Below are 18,057 nucleotides of genomic sequence, written 5' to 3'. Positions count from 1 at the left end.
TTGAAGTGAATTAATCAATATTTACAGCTTTTATAAATTGGTGAAAACGTCTGGCGGAATCTTTCCAATTTCTTGCTTTGGGTAGTGTGCTTCGTTCAAGATTTCCAGTAAGTTGAGTCTCGATTTTTCTGGCAAGTTCTTTCCAGTCTCCGGGCCTGTATAAATACCTTTCGTCCTGATTTATATGCTCCGCGATATCTCCGGTATTTGCAGCAACAAACGGTATTTCGGCACTGAGAAACTCCATTAGCTTAAGAGGCGAGCAAAACTCGCCGAAGTCTGAAGCCTTATTGCATATGACGCCCGCATCCAATGAGGAAAGTAGATCCGGTACTTGCTCAAGATCGAGAATGCCCAAATCTATCAGTCTTGGATGTGTATATCGTTTTGAGAAATTATCTTTTGGGCCGGCAATGGCCATCCATATATTGGGGTCATGACTGGCAAGGTATTCGAATGCCTTAAATAGGTCTTCGATCCCTCTGTGCCTGCTGATGGCGCCTGCTGTGCCGATGATGGTTGCTTCTTCAGGAAGTCCCAGCTTTGCTCTGCTTTCGGATTTGCTTCTCTTGTAAAATAAATCGGTTCTTGCTGAATTCGGGATTAGCTGACAGCCGGAATGCCGACCATAATCACGTTCTACCTTTCTCAGTAGTGTGTTGCTAACAGCTGTAAGGCCTTGGGCTTCACGGCAGATTTTCTTGAATTGGCGAGCCAGAAAGGGAAACTTTGAAAGCCCAAAGCTTTCATAGTTGTCGTACAGGTCAACGACAACCGGCACTTGGTTTTTCCTGGCCCATTGATTGGCCAGAATCACGTTGAGCATATCGGAGCTTGCCCAGATGACGTCGGGCTTCCAATTCCTGGTGATCCGGTCAACATGCCTTGTATAGGTAATCAAGCCAAATGGAAGGGCGTTCAAAGAATGCCATTTCAGATTCGGCCTGTTGCTCCATTGGTACAGGCCTTCCTCTTTTCTGGCGTAACTTAGAGCGATTCCGGTTACTTCATGCCCCAGATTGGCAAGTTCGGCGGGGATTTCAAAAAGCCTGCCATACTGATCATCGAGCAAGTCCTTTCCTGTGTACTGTCGTTTTGTGATGACCAGTATTTTCACATGTGGCCTCGTGGTGTAAGGAGTTAGTGATTGTAACTACTTGCCTCTATCTCTTTCAGAATTCTGAGGTAATTGCTTCTGGCTGCTCGCCAAGAGAAATGATGAGTTGCATGATATTTCAGGCTAGAGATTTCTTCTTCGCACGTTTTCGCTGTCAGTTTGTTTGTGATCTTGGTGACGAGATCATGTTGGTTTTTTGGGGATGTGATGCAGGTTCGTCTTTGCCTGGCGGGTATCACATCTTCAATTGCCGGGACATCGCCAACTAATACGGGACACATAAAGCTCATTGCTTCCAGGGTGACTAGCCCCAATCCCTCTACGTCTCCATTCTCGGCTTCAATAAAAGGCGCGCAGAACAGGCTCGCTGACTGGTAGTATCTGGGAAGTTCTGTTTGGGGAAGGGCGCCCATAAAGATCACGTTCCCGGCAAGCGAAAGATTATTTGCCTGCGCCTGCAGTGCACTTCTTTCTGGCCCATCGCCAATAACCCGCAAAGTACATTCAGGCACTTTGTCGAGAACCTTTGGCATGGCTTCAATCAAGTATTTTAGCCCTTTTTTTTCAACCAGTCGTCCGACAAACAGTATTTCACCTGGTGTCCTGAGTGATGGTTTGTCGGGTTCAGGGAATTCAAAGCCCATTGGGGCAATGTGGGTGGTTTTATCCTTGGCTCCCAGCTCTAGCGCAGCCTGTTTCATCGGCGTGCTAACTACGCTAATGGCGCTCGCGATTTGCAGAGTCTTTGTCTTTATCCAGGTTCCTGTTTTCCCTTTAAGACTGAACAGATCTGCGCCGTGTGAAGTGATGAGTACGGGCGGGAGCTTAATGCCTAGACTCATTATCCATAGCACAAGGCCTTGCGGGATGATCCAGTGGCAGTGAATAGCAACCGGGGACTGTTTTTTGATTTGCTGCCTTGTGTATATTGCCATTGAGAGCAGAAAGGGTAAAACCAGAGCCCATTTCCATTTATGATTGCGCAGGTTGGTAAGTATTCCGCCGCCGTATACCAAGGTCTCAAGCTGTTTTGGGGCATACCCGAACCGTTTGATTCTAATTGAGTCCAGTATCTCGTCCTGTTTCGCCCCTGGTGCTCTGGAGGTAATTACAGTGATGTCGTAATGGTCCCGAAGTTGCTGGTTAAGCTTGTGTACAAAATTTGGCTCATGGTCATCTTTCCATCTTGGATAGGTGGATGCCAGGACCAGAAGTGTTGGTTTTTTTTTGCTGGTTATCACTTTGTCATTCATTGTTTGCTACTCATACTGAAACAATCCTCTCAGTAATCTTGTAGGGCAGGGGCTAATACGTTCCCTATTTCATCTTGACTGTGCCACAGATCTCGCTGTCTGGTGCTTATTTTGTCAGTCGGAGGGACAGGTCAGTTGCGATGACATGTTTGGTTAAGGCCCCAGAGGAGAGAAACCATTCTCGGCTCGCCGGCAGGCTGGCTGCATTTTCAACGGTCAGGTTACCAGAGACTTCCAATGCTGATGTCAGCGCCATTTTCGCCGCGTCAGTCAGCATGTCCGCACTGAAGTTATCCAGCATGATCTGATCAGGGGTGAGTCTTGCCGCCTCCTGTAACTCCTCCAGCGTTTCCACCTCCACGATAATTTTTTTCTCCGGCGCCAGCGCCCGCGCCCGCTCGATTGCCGCAGTGATCCCGCCGCAGGCGGCGACGTGATTTTCCTTGATCAGGAACGCATCGTAGAGACCGATGCGGTGATTCTGGCAGCCGCCGCAAAGCACAGCATACTTCTGTCCGGCGCGCAGGCCGGGGAGGGTCTTGCGGGTGTCGAGAATGGTGACGCGGCTACCGGCTACCGCGTCTGCGTAGCGTCGAGCGGTGGTGGCGGTGCCCATGAGTGTCTGCAGGAAGTTCAGGGCGGTGCGCTCGCCGGTGAGGATCTGGCGGGTGTTGCCGCTGAGGGTGCAGAGGTTGGTATCCGGGGTGAGGCGGTCACCATCGGCCACGTGCCATTCCAGTTTGACGTCGCCTAGCTGGCGGAATACCTCGTCCGCCCAAGCGGTGCCGCACATCACTGCGTCTTCGCGGGTGATGATGGTGGCGGTGCTGGTGCTGTTGGCGTCGATCAGCTGGGCGGTGATATCGCCGTCGCGAATGTCTTCTTCCAGCGCGAAGGCCACGTTCCGGGCGATGTCATCACGGATGTAGTCGGGCTGGGGCTGGCTCATGGTTGCGATCTCTCTGATTTGCGACGGTAATATCAAAATGGCCCGCGAGGTGGTGTAACGCAGCTCATTGAACACACGGGGTTCTGTGGGAGCGTGCTTGCACGCGAAGGAAGTGCTCTGGACTAACAGCTTCGCGTGCAAGCACGCTCCCACAAAAAAACTTTATCACGGCTCATAAGCGCAGCATTACCCGCACGCAGACGGGCAGTGAGGATACCAGTGGCGGGGCCAAGTGTTAATCCGCTTTGTCTGGCGGAGTGCGGCTCTGTTGTGGGAGCGGTGCTTTCACCGAGCAGTGTGCAAAGCGCTGGCGCTCGGTGTTACCCGGTGTTGTGATTTGTTCGTCAGGCGTCAGGCGTCGGGTTTTAGCGTCGGACGTCCGACTTCAGACGCCCGACCCTCCTCACATCATTTCTTGGCAAAGAACTCCCGACTGAGCATGACCACAATGGGGGACAGCAGCAGCAGGGCGACCAGGTTGGGGATGGCCATCAGGATGTTCATGATGTCAGCCATCGCCCAGACAAAATCCAGGCTCACGTAGGCCCCAACCGGGATGGCGATGACCCAGACCACCCGGAACGGGATAACGGCTTTCTCGCCAAACAGGAACTGGGTGCAGCGTTCGCTGTACAGACTCCAGCCCAGCAGGGTGGTGAAGGCGAAGATGGCCAGCCCGCAGACCACAATAATGTTACCGAAATCACCAAAGGTGGCAGCAAACGCCATGGATGACAGCGGGGCCCCTTCTGCGCCGCTGGTCCACACGCCGGTGGAGACAATGGCCAGGCCGGTGATGGAGCAGACGATGATGGTATCGATGAAGGTGCCGAGCATGGCGATGGAGCCCTGCCGGGCCGGGTGATCGGTGTTGGCGGAGGCGTGGGCGATGGGCGCGCTGCCCAGGCCGGCTTCGTTGGAGAAGATGCCGCGGGCGACGCCAAAGCGAATGGCTTCCTTGACCAGGGCGCCAGCAAACCCCCCAGCGGCGGCGGTGCCGGTGAAGGCACTTTCGAAACACAGGGCCAGGGCGCCGGGGATGGCGCTGGCGTGATCGATCAGTACCACCAGGCCGGCCAGCAGGTAGGCCAGGGCCATGAACGGCACCACCACGGTGGCCACATGGGCGATCCGTTTTACGCCGCCCAGTACGACCAGGCCGACCAGGACTGCCAGGGTGACACCGGTGACCCAGGTGGGCAGGCCAAAGCTGTCGTTAAGGCCGTGGGCCACGGAGTTGGCTTGCACGGTATTGCCGATACCGAAACCGGCAAACATGCCGAAGAAGGCAAAGGCGATGGCCATCCAGCCCCAGTTCTTGCCCAGGCCATTGCGGATGTAATACATGGGGCCGCCCACGTATTGGCCGCGGTGATCCTTTTCCCGGTAATGCACGGCCAGAACGGCCTCAGCGTATTTGGTAGCCATGCCCACCAGGGCGATTAACCACATCCATACCAGTGCGCCGGGGCCGCCGGAGTGAATGGCTGTGGCCACACCGACAATATTGCCGGTACCGATCGTCGCTGATAGCGAGGTGGCCAGGGCGGCACTGGCGCCGATAGTGCCGACCCCTGTCTGCGGCCCGAACATTTGTTTGAAGCCAAAGCCAAGCTGGCGAATTGGGAGGAAACGTAACACCAGGGTCAGGTATACCCCGGTGCCGGCGATCAGGATCAGTGCCGGCCATCCCCACAGGAATCCACTTATCTGGTTAAGAATCGTAACTGCTGCATCCATGGCGGTCGTCCAATGCCCCGAAAAGCCTTAGGCTAGGTGAAATTGGCAGGCAGGGAAAGCGCCGGGTGAGTCCGGTAGCTGGATTGCTCTTTGGTATGAATGCCAACTAGTTCAAAATTCGTAGTTTGTGTTGTGTGGTACGGTAAATAATATCAAAACTAACGTCCCATTGATGCGGTCCGTCTCGCCGGGAGTCCCATGTCCAAGGTCACTAAATTGAAGCCTGTTGCCGAAAAAGCGGTTTCCAGCGCCCTGCCGAGACCGCTGGAAAGGGTGCGTGACGGCAATCTCAAACTGGTTTGCGCCTACCTCAGTGACATGCTGGATGGCGCCGACGATGCCTTGTATGACCTGGCTGAAAAGGCCTCGGATAGTGAGCGAGAGCGTTATTTTGAGGCCATGCGAGAACTGCGTATCCAGCGGGCAGGGCTGGAAACCGGTTTCCGTCAGTCTGTCATCAACCTGTTCCAGGGGTTACAGAAGAAACCGGATGCAGGTAGCGAGAGTGTGCAGCCGGAAAAACTGGATCTGGATTCCCTGACGCTGGTCAATGAGGACGAGCTGGAAACGTCCGTCGCCCTGGACAATATGGCTCGCCGTGCTCGTAATGGCTGTGATGAGCAGCTCAAGGTGCTCGCCCACCGCATGGAGTACCTGCTGGAAGGGAAAGTTGCCCTCACGGAAAAGAACAACCCCCTTGAACCTCGCCAGTTGGTGTCCGCCTTCAATGACGGGCTGGAAAAGCTCGCCATTGATATCAAGGCACGCCTGATCGTACTCAAGCTGTTCGAGCGTGAAGTCATGGCGGAAACCGGTTATCTGGTTAGCGAAGCCAATAAGCTGTTGATTGAGGCCGGGGTGTTGCCGGAAATGAAATCGGCCCCCATTGCGCCTGCTCGCAAGCCGGGTAATCGCACTATCACCAGCGGGGCCACAGATGCCGCTGCCGGTGGCGGCGGGCAGATAAATGACCAGATGTTTGGCGTCTTGCAGGAGTTGCTGGTCACCATGCGAGGTATGCAGGGGGGGGCGGCACCTGCAGCTAATCCGGACAGTCATGCAGCAGTGAATACCGCCATGGCGGTGATGCAGAACGGTGTGCCGTACATGAACGGTGCCCCGGTAGCCAATACAGCATCAGTAAACCCGGTCAGTTCTGACGACCTGCTGGGCATGCTTAACCGCCTGCAGCGCGTAGAGCGAAGCCTTGAAAGTGACGCGGTCGAGAAGGCGAATCTGAAGGAAGACCTTTCCGAGTTGCTGGATAATGAGCACGGCGAGGCAATCCATGCCCTGGACCAGGCTGACGACGATGTGATCAATCTGGTGTCCATGCTGTTTGATTTCATCCTGGACGATGAAGGCCTGCCGTCCGAAATCAAGGCCCTGATCGGGCGTCTGCAGATTCCCCTGCTCAAGGTGGCCATCACCGACAAGACGTTCTTCAATAACGAGAATCATGAAGCCCGGCAGTTGCTCAACGTGCTGGCGAAAGCCGGGTGCCAGTGGGACCCGCAACAGGGTATTCAGGACGAGCTTTATCAACGCATCAATGAGGCCGTTCATCGTGTCATTGATGATTTTGAAGATGATGCCAGCCTGTTTCATCGGCTCTTGCAGGAATTCGAGCAGTACTTTGCCAGCCAGACCTCTCGCTCCGATCGCGTCGAACAACGCGTGCGTGAAGCGGAAGAGGGCAAGGTGCGCGCAGAGCAGGCCCGCCTGGCGGTGGCCACCTTGCTCGACAAGCGCATCGCCGGGCGGAAACTGCCCGATGTGGTCGTGCAGCTGCTGCGCGAAGGCTGGCAACAGGTGCTATACCTGACCTGGTTGAAGGAAGGGGAGGACAGTCCTGCCTGGCAGCAGAGTGCCAAAATCGTGGACGCGGTTGTCTGGAGTACACTGGCACATCGCGATCAGGCTGCCCTGGAGAAACTCAAGGCACTCAGCCCCAAGCTGCTCAAATCCCTGCAAGCCGGGCTGGCCCGGATCAACTATGATGAAGCGGATGCGCGGCAATGGTTGCTCAAACTGCGCGATGTGCATCAGCAACTGCTTAAGGGGCTGGAGACTGAGCGGGTAGCCGTGGCGCCAGCGCCTGAAGCGCAAGCGCCTGTGGCGGCGGATCCCGAGTTGCCGGAGGATCATTTCCTGGTGCGCAAGACCGCACAGCTGTCCCCCGGGCACTGGATTGAATTGCTGGATGGTGAAGAGCCCCGTCGTGCCAAACTGGCGGCCAATATTCGTGGCGGCGTCAAGTTGGTGTTCACCAACCGCCGCGGTATCAAGGTGGCAGAGTTCTCAGCTTACAGCCTGGCCGTTGCCCTTCATAAGGGGGCTGTTAAACTCATTGAAGAAGGGGCTCTTTTCGACCGTGCACTGGAAGCCGTGATTGGCGACCTGCGGCGCATGCAGGCCAGTCACTGACCAAACGCGCCCCGCCTCCATTCAGATCCGGCAAGGAGAGCATGGGTGCTGACCCTTAGCGAGCATCGGGTGAAACAGGCGCAATGGTGTCCGTCGCCCAACTTCAATGAACGACCCGCCCCTGACGATATTTCCCTGCTGGTTATCCATAATATCAGCCTGCCTCCGGGCCAGTTTGGCGGGCCCTATATCGAAGACCTGTTCTGCAACCGCCTTGATCCGGATCGGGATCCCTATTTTCGTGAGATCCATCAGTTGACGGTGTCCTCTCATTTTCTGATACGCCGTGATGGCCAGCTAATGCAGTTTGTGGATTGTGACAAGCGTGCCTGGCATGCCGGGGTGTCCACCTTTGAGGGCCGGGCAAACTGCAATGACTACGCGATTGGTATTGAACTGGAAGGCACCGACCAGTCGCCCTACGAGTGTGCCCAGTACCGGAGCCTGGTGGCGTTAACCGCCGCGCTACAGCAGCATTACCCGGCCATTACCGACCAGCGTATCACCGGTCATGAGCACATAGCCCCGGGTCGCAAGACGGATCCGGGCCCGGCGTTTCAATGGCAGAAGTATTTGCAGAGCCTGGCCGCGTTCAAGGAGACACAGACATGACCTTTCTGATGCTGATTCTGGTGCTGGGGCTGCGTCGTCTGGAAAGTGACTGGCCTCACTGGATGACCAACCGACAGCGCCATCAGGCCTGGCTCCAGCGCATGTCGAGCCGGTTTGGCAATGGGGGCTTGTCCTGGGGGCTGGGCATCGTTGTGCCCGCGGTGGTGCTGGCAGTGGTCGAGTGCCAGCTGCAAGGCTTCTGGGGGCAGTGGCTGTGGCTTTTGCTGGGTGGTGGCGTGTTGTTGTGGCTGCTGGGCGGGCACAGTGAATTTCGGCAGGTGGATGAGCTGCTGGTTCGTGGGCGAATGAGCGACCCGGAGGGGTTTGCAGCGCTGGCAGAAGATGAATTCGAGATCCAGGGCGATCCCCATTCACCGGCCATGCAGCAAGCACTGGCAGAAAAAGTCCTGTCTCGGGAACAGCGCCTGTTCGTGGCGATCTTCTGGTTGGTGATTGCCGGGTTGCCCGCCGCCCTGGTGGTGGTGCTCAACCATGCCTGGGCCAGCCGCACGGAGCGGGAGCATACCCATTGGGCGACCCGGCTGGATCAATGGCTGTGCTGGCCTGCCCAGCGCTTGCTCATCTTCAGCATGGCGCTGGTGGGTGATTTCGCGGCGGTGCTCGATTGTATGCGTGGGCACTGGTTCAAGCTGCAGGGCGCAGAGCAGCATGCGGCCATGGCTGCCCGGGTTGCCATGGAGCTGCCGGATCAGGAGGAGGGCTCCCCCTTCTACCGCATCATCGCGCCCCTGGAATCCCTGCAAGGCCTGTTGCTGCGGTGCCTGGCCGTGTGGTTGATCCTGGCCGCGCTGTGGGTGATGTTGAGCTGACAGCTATGAGCTATGAGCTATGAGCTATGAGCTATGAGCTATGAGCTATGAGCTATGAGCTATGAGCTATGAGCTATGAGCTATGCTCGATTCGATCAAGAAAACCGGAAAAGTTCCCGGGTTTTCACTGCTGTCCCACATTTTCAGCCCCCTCTTTGGGAAAGCCTCCCCCCTTCCTTTGTGGGAGCTTGCTTTCAAGCGAATAGCCCTTGCCGCACCAACATTCGCCTGCAAGCAGGCTCCCACGAGCCGGGCATCTGAGAGTCAAAATGCGGCGGTGAAATCCTGTCCCCCTAAACAGAGAAACCCGCCGGCTTGCCAGCCTGGCGGGTTTCGGACTTCGCTAAGTCAAACTGTGGGACAGCAGTGAATGAATGGCTCGGTTTTTGCCCTTCGAAACTCGCTTCTCGCAACGGGTACCTCATCCTTTCGCTGTTCGTCTTATGGCGTCTTTCCGGCACTCGGTGCAAGCTGGTAATGACTGGTAAAGAAATAATGCCCAAATAACTGTTTTTGATGGTTATTGTCATTTGACCGCCCGGTCATCATCGCTAGTATGAATGCAGGTTTCCGGTATCACCCGGAGCACAATGAGGTTCGCCTCGCCCGGACACCCCCGGGTATGTTTGCGGTACGACAGTGATCCTGACGTGCCGCCCGGCTACGCGAAAAAGGACGCACGCCCATGCACAAAAGAAGTTTCTTTGATGATATGGATCCCGCCGAAACGCGGGAATGGCTTGATGCACTGGAATCAGTGGTCGAGCGGGAAGGTCCGGAACGGGCCGCCTGGCTACTCGACGTCATTGCCAACGAAGCCCAGGAACAGGGCATCCATCGTACCCACCTGAACACCCCCTATCTCAACACCATTTCCCCGCAAGACGAAGCCTCCATTCCCGGCGATATGTTCATGGAACGTCGTATCCGTTCCCTGGTGCGCTGGAATGCCCTTGCCATGGTGATGCGGGCAAACATGAACAACGATGATGAGCTTGGCGGCCATATTGCCTCCTTCGCCTCATCCGCGACCCTCTACGATGTGGGGTTCAACCATTTCTTCCGGGCCCCCAGCGATGACAACGAAGGGGACCTGGTGTTCTTCCAGGGGCACTCGGCGCCGGGGGTCTACGCCCGGGCTTATCTGGAAGGGCGAATCAGTGAGGAGCAGCTGGACAACTTCCGCCGGGAAGTGGACGGGAAGGGCCTGTCATCCTACCCGCACCCGTGGCTGATGCCGGATTTCTGGCAGTTCCCCACCGTCTCCATGGGGCTGGGGCCGATTCAGGCCATCTACCAGGCCCATATCATGAAGTACTTGCAGAATCGCGAACTGATCCAGCAGGACAATCGTAAAGTCTGGGCCTTCCTCGGTGATGGTGAGATGGACGAGCCGGAGTCCCTGGGCGCGCTGGCGCTGGCTGGCCGCGAGAAGCTGGATAACCTGGTGTTCGTGGTCAACTGTAACCTGCAGCGTCTGGATGGTCCGGTGCGTGGCAACAGCAAGATCATCCAGGAGCTGGAAGGGGTGTTTCGCGGTGCTGGCTGGAACGTGATCAAGGTGGTCTGGGGGCGTCTCTGGGATCCGTTGCTGGAAAAAGACAATCAAGGCCTGCTGCGCCGCCGCATGGAAGAGTGTGTGGATGGGGAATATCAGGCTTACAAGAAGAACGGCGGGGCCTATACCCGTGAGCATTTCTTCGGCAAATATCCTGAGCTGAAGGAGCTGGTGGCCCATATGTCCGACGAGGACATCTATCGTCTTAACCGTGGTGGCCATGATCCGTTCAAGGTGTACGCCGCCTATAACGAGGCCACCAAGCACACTGGTCGTCCCACTGTGATTCTGGCCAAGACGGTGAAGGGCTATGCCACCGGTGCCGGCGAAGCGGTGAACAAGGCCCACCAGATGAAGAAACTGGATCTGGAAAGCCTGAAAGATTTCCGCGACCGCTTCGATATGCCGTTCACCGATGAAGAGCTCAAGGATGTGCCGTATTACCGTCCCGAGCCAAATTCACCGGAATTGCGCTACATGAACGAGCAGCGCAACAAGCTGGGTGGCTATATGCCGGTGCGTCGTCAGCAGGCCAGCCAGGCGCTGACCATCCCCGGGCTGGATGTGTTTGCCAGCTTCCTGGAGGGCAGTGGTGATCGGGAAATCTCCACCACCATGGCCTTTGTGCGCATGATGAGTGCGCTGATCAAAGACAAGCAGATTGGTGAGCGCGTGGTGCCCATTGTGCCGGATGAGGCCCGTACCTTTGGTATGGAAGGTCTGTTCCGTCAGTTGGGCATCTACTCCTCCGGTGGCCAGAAATACGAACCGGAAGATGCCGGTCAGGTGATGTACTACCGGGAAGAGAAGAAGGGACGCATTCTGGAGGAGGGCATCAACGAAGCCGGTGCCATGTCCGGCTGGCTGGCGGCCGCCACCAGCTACAGCGTGCACAACTTCGCCCTGATTCCGTTCTACATCTATTACTCCATGTTCGGGTTCCAGCGCATTGGTGATCTGGCCTGGGCAGCGGGCGATAGCCAGGCACGCGGTTTCCTGCTGGGTGCCACCGCCGGGCGTACCACGCTCAACGGCGAAGGCCTGCAGCATCAGGATGGCCACAGCCATATCCTGGCGGGCACCATTCCCAACTGTGTCAGCTACGACCCCACCTACAGCTATGAGCTGGCGGTGATCCTGCACGACGGTCTCAAGCGCATGTACGAAGACAATGAAAAAGTCTTCTATTACCTGACGCTGATGAACGAGAACTACGTGCATGGTGCCATGCCGGAAGGCGCTGAAGAGGGCATCCGTCGCGGCATGTACCTGCTGCGTGAAGGCAAGGCAAAGACCAAAAAGTCTCCCCGGGTCCAGCTGCTGGGCAGTGGCACTATCTTGCGTGAAGTGGAAGCTGCAGCCGAACTGCTGCGCGATGACTTCGGTATTGCCGCGGACGTATGGAGCGTGACCAGCTTCAATGAACTACGCCGCGAAGGCATCCAGAAGGACCGTGACGAGCTGCTCCATCCGGACAGCGAACGTGAACAGAACTGGGTTGAGAAATGTCTGGACGGCCGCGATGGCCCGGTCATTGCCTCTACCGATTACATGCGCAGCTTTGCCGACCAGATCCGCCCCTGGATCAAGGCGCCGTACTCGGTGCTGGGTACCGATGGCTTCGGTCGCAGTGATTCGCGCCAGAAATTGCGTCACTTCTTTGAAGTGGATCGTCACTTTGTGGTGCTGGCGGCGCTGAATGCGCTGCGCAAGGAAGGCAAGGTGGATGCAGCCAAGGTGAAGCAGGCCATCGAGAAATACGGCATCGACACGGATAAACCCTATCCGGTGATGCATTGATCGCACCTCAAGATAATCTCACTAAAAGGAGACTGGTGTGAGTGAGAAGATTCAGGTTCCCGATGTGGGCAGCAGTGATCCTGTTGACGTCATCGAGATCAGCGTAAAAGTCGGCGATACCATCGCCGCGGAAGATACCATCGTGGTGCTGGAATCCGACAAGGCCACGGTGGAGGTGCCGGCACCGAAAGCGGGCAAGGTTACCGCCATCAATGTGAAGGTGGGTGACCGGGTGAAAGAAGGCGATGACCTGCTGATGGTGGAGGCAGGCGATGAGGCTGGCGACAGCGCCCCTGCCGAGCCCGAAGGAAAAGACGCGACTCCTGCAGAGTCTCAGGATACCCCCGAGCCTGCCGTTGAAGAAGCGCCAGCAAAGTCGGCCAGCAGTAGCGGCTCACGCACGGAAACGGTGACAGTACCGGACCTGGGTGATATCGAAGGGGCCGAAATTATCGAGGTCAGCGTGGCTGCCGGTGATGCGCTGGAAGCCGAGCAGGTGATCGCGGTACTGGAATCCGACAAGGCCTCGCTGGAAATCCCCGCGCCCCAGGCGGGCACGGTGGAGTCAGTGACTATCAAGGTGGGTGACAAGGTCAGCACCGGGGACGCCCTGCTGACCCTGACGGTATCCGGTGAGAGCGCAGAGAGCGCAGAGCAGGAGGCCGCCGGGTCCGCATCCGCAGCATCCGAACCCCAGAGCGACGCTACCGGGAAACAGGAGCAAGCGCAGCAACAGGCTGAACCGGCCAAGAAGGCGTCAGCTACCTCTGCTGCGGCCAGTTCCCCGAGTAAATCGGTCCATGCAGGGCCGGCGGTCCGCAAGCTGGCCAGAGAAATGGGGGTGGATCTGGCGCAGGTGCCCGGCACCGGGCCCAAGGAACGCATCCTCAAGGAAGATGTGCATGCCTGGGTGAAACAGCGTCTGGAAAACCAGCCGGCAGCCTCTGCTGGCGGTGGTGGCCTGAGTCTGGATTTGCCGGAGATCGACTTCAGCCAGTTTGGGGATATCGAGCGGGAAGAGCTCAACAAGCTGCGCAAGGTGTCTGCCCAGAATCTGCATCGTTCCTGGTTGACGATTCCCCATGTGACCCAGCATGACAATGCCGACATCACCGACCTGGAAGCCTTCCGCAAGCAGCAGAACAAGGCGCTGGAACGCGAGGGCGTCAAGCTCACCATGCTGGCGTTCCTGGTAGCGGCCTGTGCCAAGGCGCTGAAAGCGTTTCCGCGCTTCAACAGTTCTCTCGAGAATAGCGGCGAAGCCCTGATTCACAAGCACTACATCAATATTGGTATTGCAGTGGACACTCCCAATGGTCTGGTGGTGCCAGTGATCAAGGATGCGGACAAGAAGACCCTGAAAGAAATCGCTGTAGAAATGGGAGACCTGGCGGAGAAGGCGCGTAATCGCAAGCTGACGCCGGCGGACATGAAGGGCGGTACGTTTAGCATTTCGTCACTGGGCGGGATTGGTGGTACGGCATTTTCCCCCATTGTGAACTGGCCGGAAGTGGCCATTCTGGGGGTGAGCCGTTCGGACATGCAGCCGGTATGGGATGGCAGCCAGTTCGTGCCGCGTCTGACCCTGCCGTTGAGTCTGTCCTATGATCATCGCGTGATTGACGGGGCCGATGCGGCGCGCTTCACCTCTTATCTGAGCCAGTTGCTGTCAGATATGCGGCGGGTGCTGCTCTAAAAGGGGCTTCCCTTGAACGGAAAAGCCGGCTCGATTGCCTAATGCTGTTCACCTAAGAAGTGGTTTGCTCTTCTTGTGGGAGATTGCTTGCAAGCGAAGTCTTTGTGTCATGGCGCGCCATTCGCGTGCAAGCACGCTCCCACAGAAGCATCGCGCTTGGGTTAACGGTATTGGGCTCGATTGCCGGCTTTTTCCGTTCAAGGGAAGGGTCGGACGTCTGACTTCAGACGTCCGACCTAACCTGTTAATTGCCCCGCTTTTCCATTTTCTCTTTACGCTTTTCCTTGCGCTCTTCCCAACGCTCTTTGCGCTTCTCTTTCATATCGGCCATTTTGTCCTGTTGTTCAGGGGTCAGGATGGCGTTGATCTTGTCCTGGGTCTCGTCGTGCAGGGCTTTCATTTTCTTGCCCTGTTCTTCGAAAACGGCCTGCATCTGTTTGCTTTGCTCCTCACTTAGATCCAGCTTCTGGGTCATGTGTTCCACCATCCGCTCACCACCTTTGTGACCGTGACCCGGTCCATAGGCAAAAGCGGCGGTAGAGAATACGGCGAGAAGAATAACGGCGACTTTTTTCATCATGCTCTCCTTGGGGAAGTCCTCGGGACACGTAGTCCCTGTGTTTGATGTGACCAGTATTCATGGAAAGCGTGCAAGGAATATGCAGGGAATGTGGAAACAGCAGGGGCGAGCTTTGAGCTTCCAGCTACAAGGAAAATCAAAACCGGAAAACGCCGGGGTGAACTGTAGGAGTTCCCTTCCAGGGGACGAACCTCGCGCAGCGAGGCGACCGAAGGGAGATCTGAATGATTTGATGACCCTTCGGGTAATTCCGTGCTGCGCACGATTCGTCCCCTGGAAGGGAACTCCTACAAGGGCGGAGGGGTGGGCAGTTATGGCGTTTCCAGCCGATAGCCGACGCCGTAGACGCTGCCGATCCAATAGTGGGCGTCTGCACTGTGCTCGGTCAGTTTCTTGCGCAGTTTGCGGATGTGGCTGTCGATGGTGCGGTCGGAGACGACCCGGTGGTCCTGATAAATCTCGTCCATCAGCTGGTCGCGGGACCAGATGCGGCCGGGATGGCGGGCCAGGGTTTGCAGCAGGGCGAACTCGATGGCTGTCAGGGTGATGGGATGGTTGCCAATGATGGCCTCGAAACGGTCCTCATCCAGTTTCAGGGACGGACTGTCGTGGGCCGGCTCTGGATGGGCACGGCGCAGAACGGCCTTGACGCGTGCCACTACTTCCCGGGGGCTGAAAGGCTTGCAGATATAATCGTCGGCACCCAGTTCCAGGCCCAGTAGCCGATCGACCTCATCCACCTTGGCGGTGATCATCAGAATGGGCAGGTTGCTGTCTTTGCGCACGGCCTTGCACACATCCATGCCGTCTCCGTCCGGCAGCATCAGATCCAGCAGCATGGCGTCAAAACGACCGCTCTGGGCCAGCGTAATTGCTGCATTGGCGCTGTCAGTCTGCTCGGTCTCAAAGTGAGCGTGGGTGAGATAATCTGCTACAAGCTGCGCCAGCCGGGGTTCGTCTTCCACAATCAGGATACGGGTCATGCTGTCTCTCCCGGCAGGGTCAGGATAATCTGCACGCCGCCAAGGGGGCTGTGCGCCGCGTTGAGCGTACCGCCATGGGCCTGGGCAATACGCCGACAAATGGCCAGCCCCAGGCCAGCGCCACCGGTGCGACGGTTCCGGGAACTGTCCACACGATAGAGGTGGTCAAACAATTGCGGCAGGGCATCATCGGGTACCCCGGGGGCGCTGTCTTCCACGACCAGTCGCCATTGGCTATTGTCCTGTTGCAGTAGCACGCGCAGCTGGCCACCGTCATGGGTATATTTCACCGTATTCTGCAGCAGGTTATCCAGTAACTGGCGAATGCGGACCGGGTCGAGCAGGGCCTGTGCCTGTTCAGGAAGGCGGGTTTCCAGTGTCAGGTTGTGTTGCTCCAGCGGGTGCTGGTAGCTGTCCAGCACGTCGCGTATGAGTGCGGCTAAATCGTGGTGCTGGAACTGGTAACGCAGGTTGCCTCCGTCCGCCAGTGCCAGGTCGTGCAGGTCATCAATCAGGTGCGCCAGTTGCCCGGTTTCACTCTCCAGTGCCAGGATCGCCTCCCGGTTGAGTGGGCGCACACCGTCCACCAGGGCTTCAAGCTCTCCCTTGAGGATCGCCACCGGAGTGCGTAACTCGTGGGCAATATCCGAGAACCAGCGTTGGCGAGCCTGTTGGCCCTGCTCAAGCCGTTCAGCCAGCTGATCCAGCTGGCGGCTGAGGACGCCCAGCTCATCCTTTCTCGGGTCGGCAAGGCGGGTGCTGTAGTCACCTTCTTGCAGGGTATGGGCGTGGCGGGTGAGCGCCAGCAAGGGGGCCACCAAATGGCGCGCCAGCAGCCAGGAGACCAGCAGGGAAAGCCCCACGCCCACGGCCACCATCCAGCTCATGAACCCTCGCTGACGGTCCCGGAAGCGGTCGGCCAGCTTGTCGCGAATGGCATCCTGGTTTGGGTGGGTCAGGAAGCCCACCAGTTCCCCCCGGGCCTGCACGGGAATCTCGGAGCGGAGCCTGGGTGGGGCGGGGCGACCGATCAGCACGGATTTTTGGGGGTCCAGCAATTGTAGATGCCGGGACTCTCCCCGTTGACCTGGCCCCTGATCATCCTCGCCTGCCAGTCGATAAAGTCGCCCCAGGCGACGGGGATCGTCCAGCAGGAAGGCCCAGCTACCGTTCTGTTCGTACAGAGTACCGAGATGCTCGGCCAGCCGAACCACCTGCTCCTGCTGACGCTCATCCAGATAGGAGTCCAGGCTGCGCACGAAAGAGAGGTAATAGAACCCGCTGGCCGCCAGGGTCAGAATCAGGAAGGTGCCCAGAAAGATCAGAAAAAGCTTGTTGCGGATGCCCATGGCGTCAGTTCGGCTGTTCGGTAACCCAGTGTACCGCGCCGTCGGGGGCAGGGGAGCATTTGCACAATGTTTTCATAAAGGGTGGATCATAGCTACAAGCTACAAGCTACAAGCTACAAGCTACAAGCTACAAGCTACGCTTGATTGGAAAGGAAAATCCCAAATAGTTCCCGGGTTTTCAGAAGAACGGAAAAGCCTTCCAACTTGTTGGGTTCGGCGGTTTCGTAGAGCTAGGGAGCCTCTGAATAACTCCTTGCGTACTCAGCGTGGCCTGAAGCGTGCAGCTGTTGTGTCTTGTCTCGAAGGGAAGGGTGGCTCCCTTTTCAAGAGGCAAGGCGCAGCAGATGTGCGCTTCAGGCCACGCCCTCCGGGTCTTTCAGGCTGATCCACACTCGTTGTTGCACTTTCTCGACAGGCAACCAGCATGCCTTCAAAAGTGCGCCTAGATTGTGAATCAGCCTGAAAGACTGAGCATGCAAGGAGTTATTCAGAGGCTCCCTAGAGGAGTCAGGGAACACTCCGGCTTTTCCTGATCCCGGTGTTAGCTTGTAACTCAAAGCTCGTCCCTATCCTTTTGGTGCCCACAGCGTTTCCGGGTGTTCGTTGCGCTGGTTGATCAGGCGGGCCATGACGAACAGCAGGTCGGAGAGGCGATTGACCAGGGCCAGGCTGACGGGATTGACGGCGTCGTCGTCATCGTTGTGCAGTATCACCAGTTGGCGCTCTACCCGGCGTGCCACGGTGCGGCAGTGATGGCACCAGGCGGCGGCAGGGTGGCCGCCGGGGAGGACAAATTCCTTCAACGGTGGCAGTTCGGCATTCAGGGTGTCGGCCTGGGATTCCACTTCCACCAGATCATGATCGTCGATGACGATCCGGCCGGGGATGGCCAGCTCGCCGCCGATATCGAACAGGCGTTGTTGCAGCTCCGCAAGCAGGGTTTCCATGTCTTCATCCAGTCCATGGGTACGCAGTACCCCAAGGGTGCCGTTCAGTTCATCCAGCTCACCCAGTGCGATGATACGCGGGTGGCTCTTGCTGACCCGGGAGCCATCGGCCAGCCCGGTTTCCCCCTTGTCGCCAGTGCGGGTAATGACGCGGTTGATGCGGGTTTTGTCAGTCATGAATCAATCCTTTTGGGCATTTCGCTGTGGGAGCATGCC

The 18,057-nt window shown here is 57.3% G+C and carries 13 protein-coding genes; 5 read left to right on the top strand and 8 right to left on the bottom strand.

Features of this window, described 5'->3' with window-relative positions; all coding sequences use genetic code 11:
• Nucleotides 1-10: 10 nt before the first annotated feature.
• The 4 genes from HF945_RS11445 to HF945_RS11430 form a co-directional block, all read right to left on the bottom strand.
• On the bottom strand, nucleotides 11-1,117 hold the full coding sequence (locus HF945_RS11445; protein ID WP_290522735.1) for a glycosyltransferase family 4 protein: 1,107 nt from the start codon (nucleotides 1,115-1,117) through the stop codon (nucleotides 11-13).
• Between the two features lie 23 nt (nucleotides 1,118-1,140).
• Entirely contained in the window at nucleotides 1,141-2,370 is a 1,230-nt protein-coding gene (locus tag HF945_RS11440) for a glycosyltransferase (RefSeq protein WP_290522734.1), read from the bottom strand.
• 106 nt (nucleotides 2,371-2,476) lie between these two features.
• Nucleotides 2,477-3,319 (bottom strand): carboxylating nicotinate-nucleotide diphosphorylase, encoded by an 843-nt coding sequence (gene nadC, locus HF945_RS11435; protein ID WP_290522733.1) that lies wholly within the window; start codon nucleotides 3,317-3,319, stop codon nucleotides 2,477-2,479.
• 408 nt (nucleotides 3,320-3,727) lie between these two features.
• Entirely contained in the window at nucleotides 3,728-5,059 is a 1,332-nt protein-coding gene (locus HF945_RS11430; protein WP_290522732.1) for a sodium:alanine symporter family protein, read from the bottom strand.
• 198 nt (nucleotides 5,060-5,257) lie between these two features.
• Here HF945_RS11430 and HF945_RS11425 point away from each other — a divergent pair, with 198 nt between their 5' ends.
• From HF945_RS11425 to aceF, 5 genes are all read left to right on the top strand, one after another.
• Nucleotides 5,258-7,486 carry a DUF1631 domain-containing protein gene (locus HF945_RS11425; RefSeq protein ID WP_290522731.1) on the top strand — a complete coding sequence of 743 codons (2,229 nt, stop codon included), beginning with the start codon at nucleotides 5,258-5,260 and terminating at the stop codon, nucleotides 7,484-7,486.
• Nucleotides 7,487-7,531: 45 nt separating this feature from the next.
• Entirely contained in the window at nucleotides 7,532-8,098 is a 567-nt protein-coding gene (ampD, locus tag HF945_RS11420) for a 1,6-anhydro-N-acetylmuramyl-L-alanine amidase AmpD (protein WP_290522730.1), read from the top strand.
• Nucleotides 8,095-8,928, top strand: coding sequence for a hypothetical protein (locus HF945_RS11415; RefSeq protein WP_290522729.1), 834 nt, complete (start codon nucleotides 8,095-8,097; stop codon nucleotides 8,926-8,928). The genes ampD and HF945_RS11415 overlap by 4 nt, the downstream gene beginning before the upstream one ends.
• Nucleotides 8,929-9,613: 685 nt before the next feature.
• The gene (aceE, locus tag HF945_RS11410) at nucleotides 9,614-12,286 is read left to right on the top strand and encodes a pyruvate dehydrogenase (acetyl-transferring), homodimeric type (RefSeq protein ID WP_290522728.1); all 2,673 of its coding nucleotides are present in this window, start codon (nucleotides 9,614-9,616) and stop codon (nucleotides 12,284-12,286) included.
• Between the two features lie 37 nt (nucleotides 12,287-12,323).
• A complete protein-coding gene (gene aceF, locus HF945_RS11405) occupies nucleotides 12,324-13,982 on the top strand; it encodes a dihydrolipoyllysine-residue acetyltransferase (RefSeq protein WP_290522727.1) in 1,659 nt (552 codons plus the stop codon).
• Nucleotides 13,983-14,226: 244 nt separating this feature from the next.
• Here the strand turns inward: aceF and HF945_RS11400 are convergent, their stop codons facing one another.
• From HF945_RS11400 to HF945_RS11385, 4 genes are all read right to left on the bottom strand, one after another.
• Entirely contained in the window at nucleotides 14,227-14,562 is a 336-nt protein-coding gene (locus HF945_RS11400) for a periplasmic heavy metal sensor (RefSeq protein ID WP_290522726.1), read from the bottom strand.
• 311 nt (nucleotides 14,563-14,873) lie between these two features.
• Nucleotides 14,874-15,545, bottom strand: a complete 672-nt coding sequence (locus tag HF945_RS11395; RefSeq protein ID WP_290522725.1) for a response regulator — start codon at nucleotides 15,543-15,545, stop codon at nucleotides 14,874-14,876.
• Nucleotides 15,542-16,894, bottom strand: a complete 1,353-nt coding sequence (locus HF945_RS11390) for an ATP-binding protein (protein ID WP_290522724.1) — start codon at nucleotides 16,892-16,894, stop codon at nucleotides 15,542-15,544. The genes HF945_RS11395 and HF945_RS11390 overlap by 4 nt, the downstream gene beginning before the upstream one ends.
• A gap of 566 nt (nucleotides 16,895-17,460) precedes the next feature.
• Nucleotides 17,461-18,018, bottom strand: coding sequence for a cob(I)yrinic acid a,c-diamide adenosyltransferase (locus HF945_RS11385; RefSeq protein WP_290522723.1), 558 nt, complete (start codon nucleotides 18,016-18,018; stop codon nucleotides 17,461-17,463).
• Between the last annotated feature and the right edge of the window lie 39 nt (nucleotides 18,019-18,057).

Source organism: Alcanivorax sp., assembly GCF_017794965.1.
In the GTDB taxonomy this organism is placed as follows: Bacteria; Pseudomonadota; Gammaproteobacteria; order Pseudomonadales; family Alcanivoracaceae; genus Alcanivorax.
Note: the sequence above shows the minus strand (reverse complement) of the source record. Positions and strands in the feature narration are given on the sequence as shown.

Coding starts and splice junctions, on each gene's coding strand:
- nadC (WP_290522733.1), bottom strand. CDS start 3,319: ATGAGCCAGCCCCAGCCCGACTACATCCGTGATGACATCGCCCGGAAC.
- HF945_RS11425 (WP_290522731.1), top strand. CDS start 5,258: ATGTCCAAGGTCACTAAATTGAAGCCTGTTGCCGAAAAAGCGGTTTCC.
- HF945_RS11400 (WP_290522726.1), bottom strand. CDS start 14,562: ATGATGAAAAAAGTCGCCGTTATTCTTCTCGCCGTATTCTCTACCGCC.
- HF945_RS11395 (WP_290522725.1), bottom strand. CDS start 15,545: ATGACCCGTATCCTGATTGTGGAAGACGAACCCCGGCTGGCGCAGCTT.
- HF945_RS11440 (WP_290522734.1), bottom strand. CDS start 2,370: ATGAATGACAAAGTGATAACCAGCAAAAAAAAACCAACACTTCTGGTC.
- aceE (WP_290522728.1), top strand. CDS start 9,614: ATGCACAAAAGAAGTTTCTTTGATGATATGGATCCCGCCGAAACGCGG.
- HF945_RS11430 (WP_290522732.1), bottom strand. CDS start 5,059: ATGGATGCAGCAGTTACGATTCTTAACCAGATAAGTGGATTCCTGTGG.
- HF945_RS11390 (WP_290522724.1), bottom strand. CDS start 16,894: ATGGGCATCCGCAACAAGCTTTTTCTGATCTTTCTGGGCACCTTCCTG.
- HF945_RS11415 (WP_290522729.1), top strand. CDS start 8,095: ATGACCTTTCTGATGCTGATTCTGGTGCTGGGGCTGCGTCGTCTGGAA.
- HF945_RS11385 (WP_290522723.1), bottom strand. CDS start 18,018: ATGACTGACAAAACCCGCATCAACCGCGTCATTACCCGCACTGGCGAC.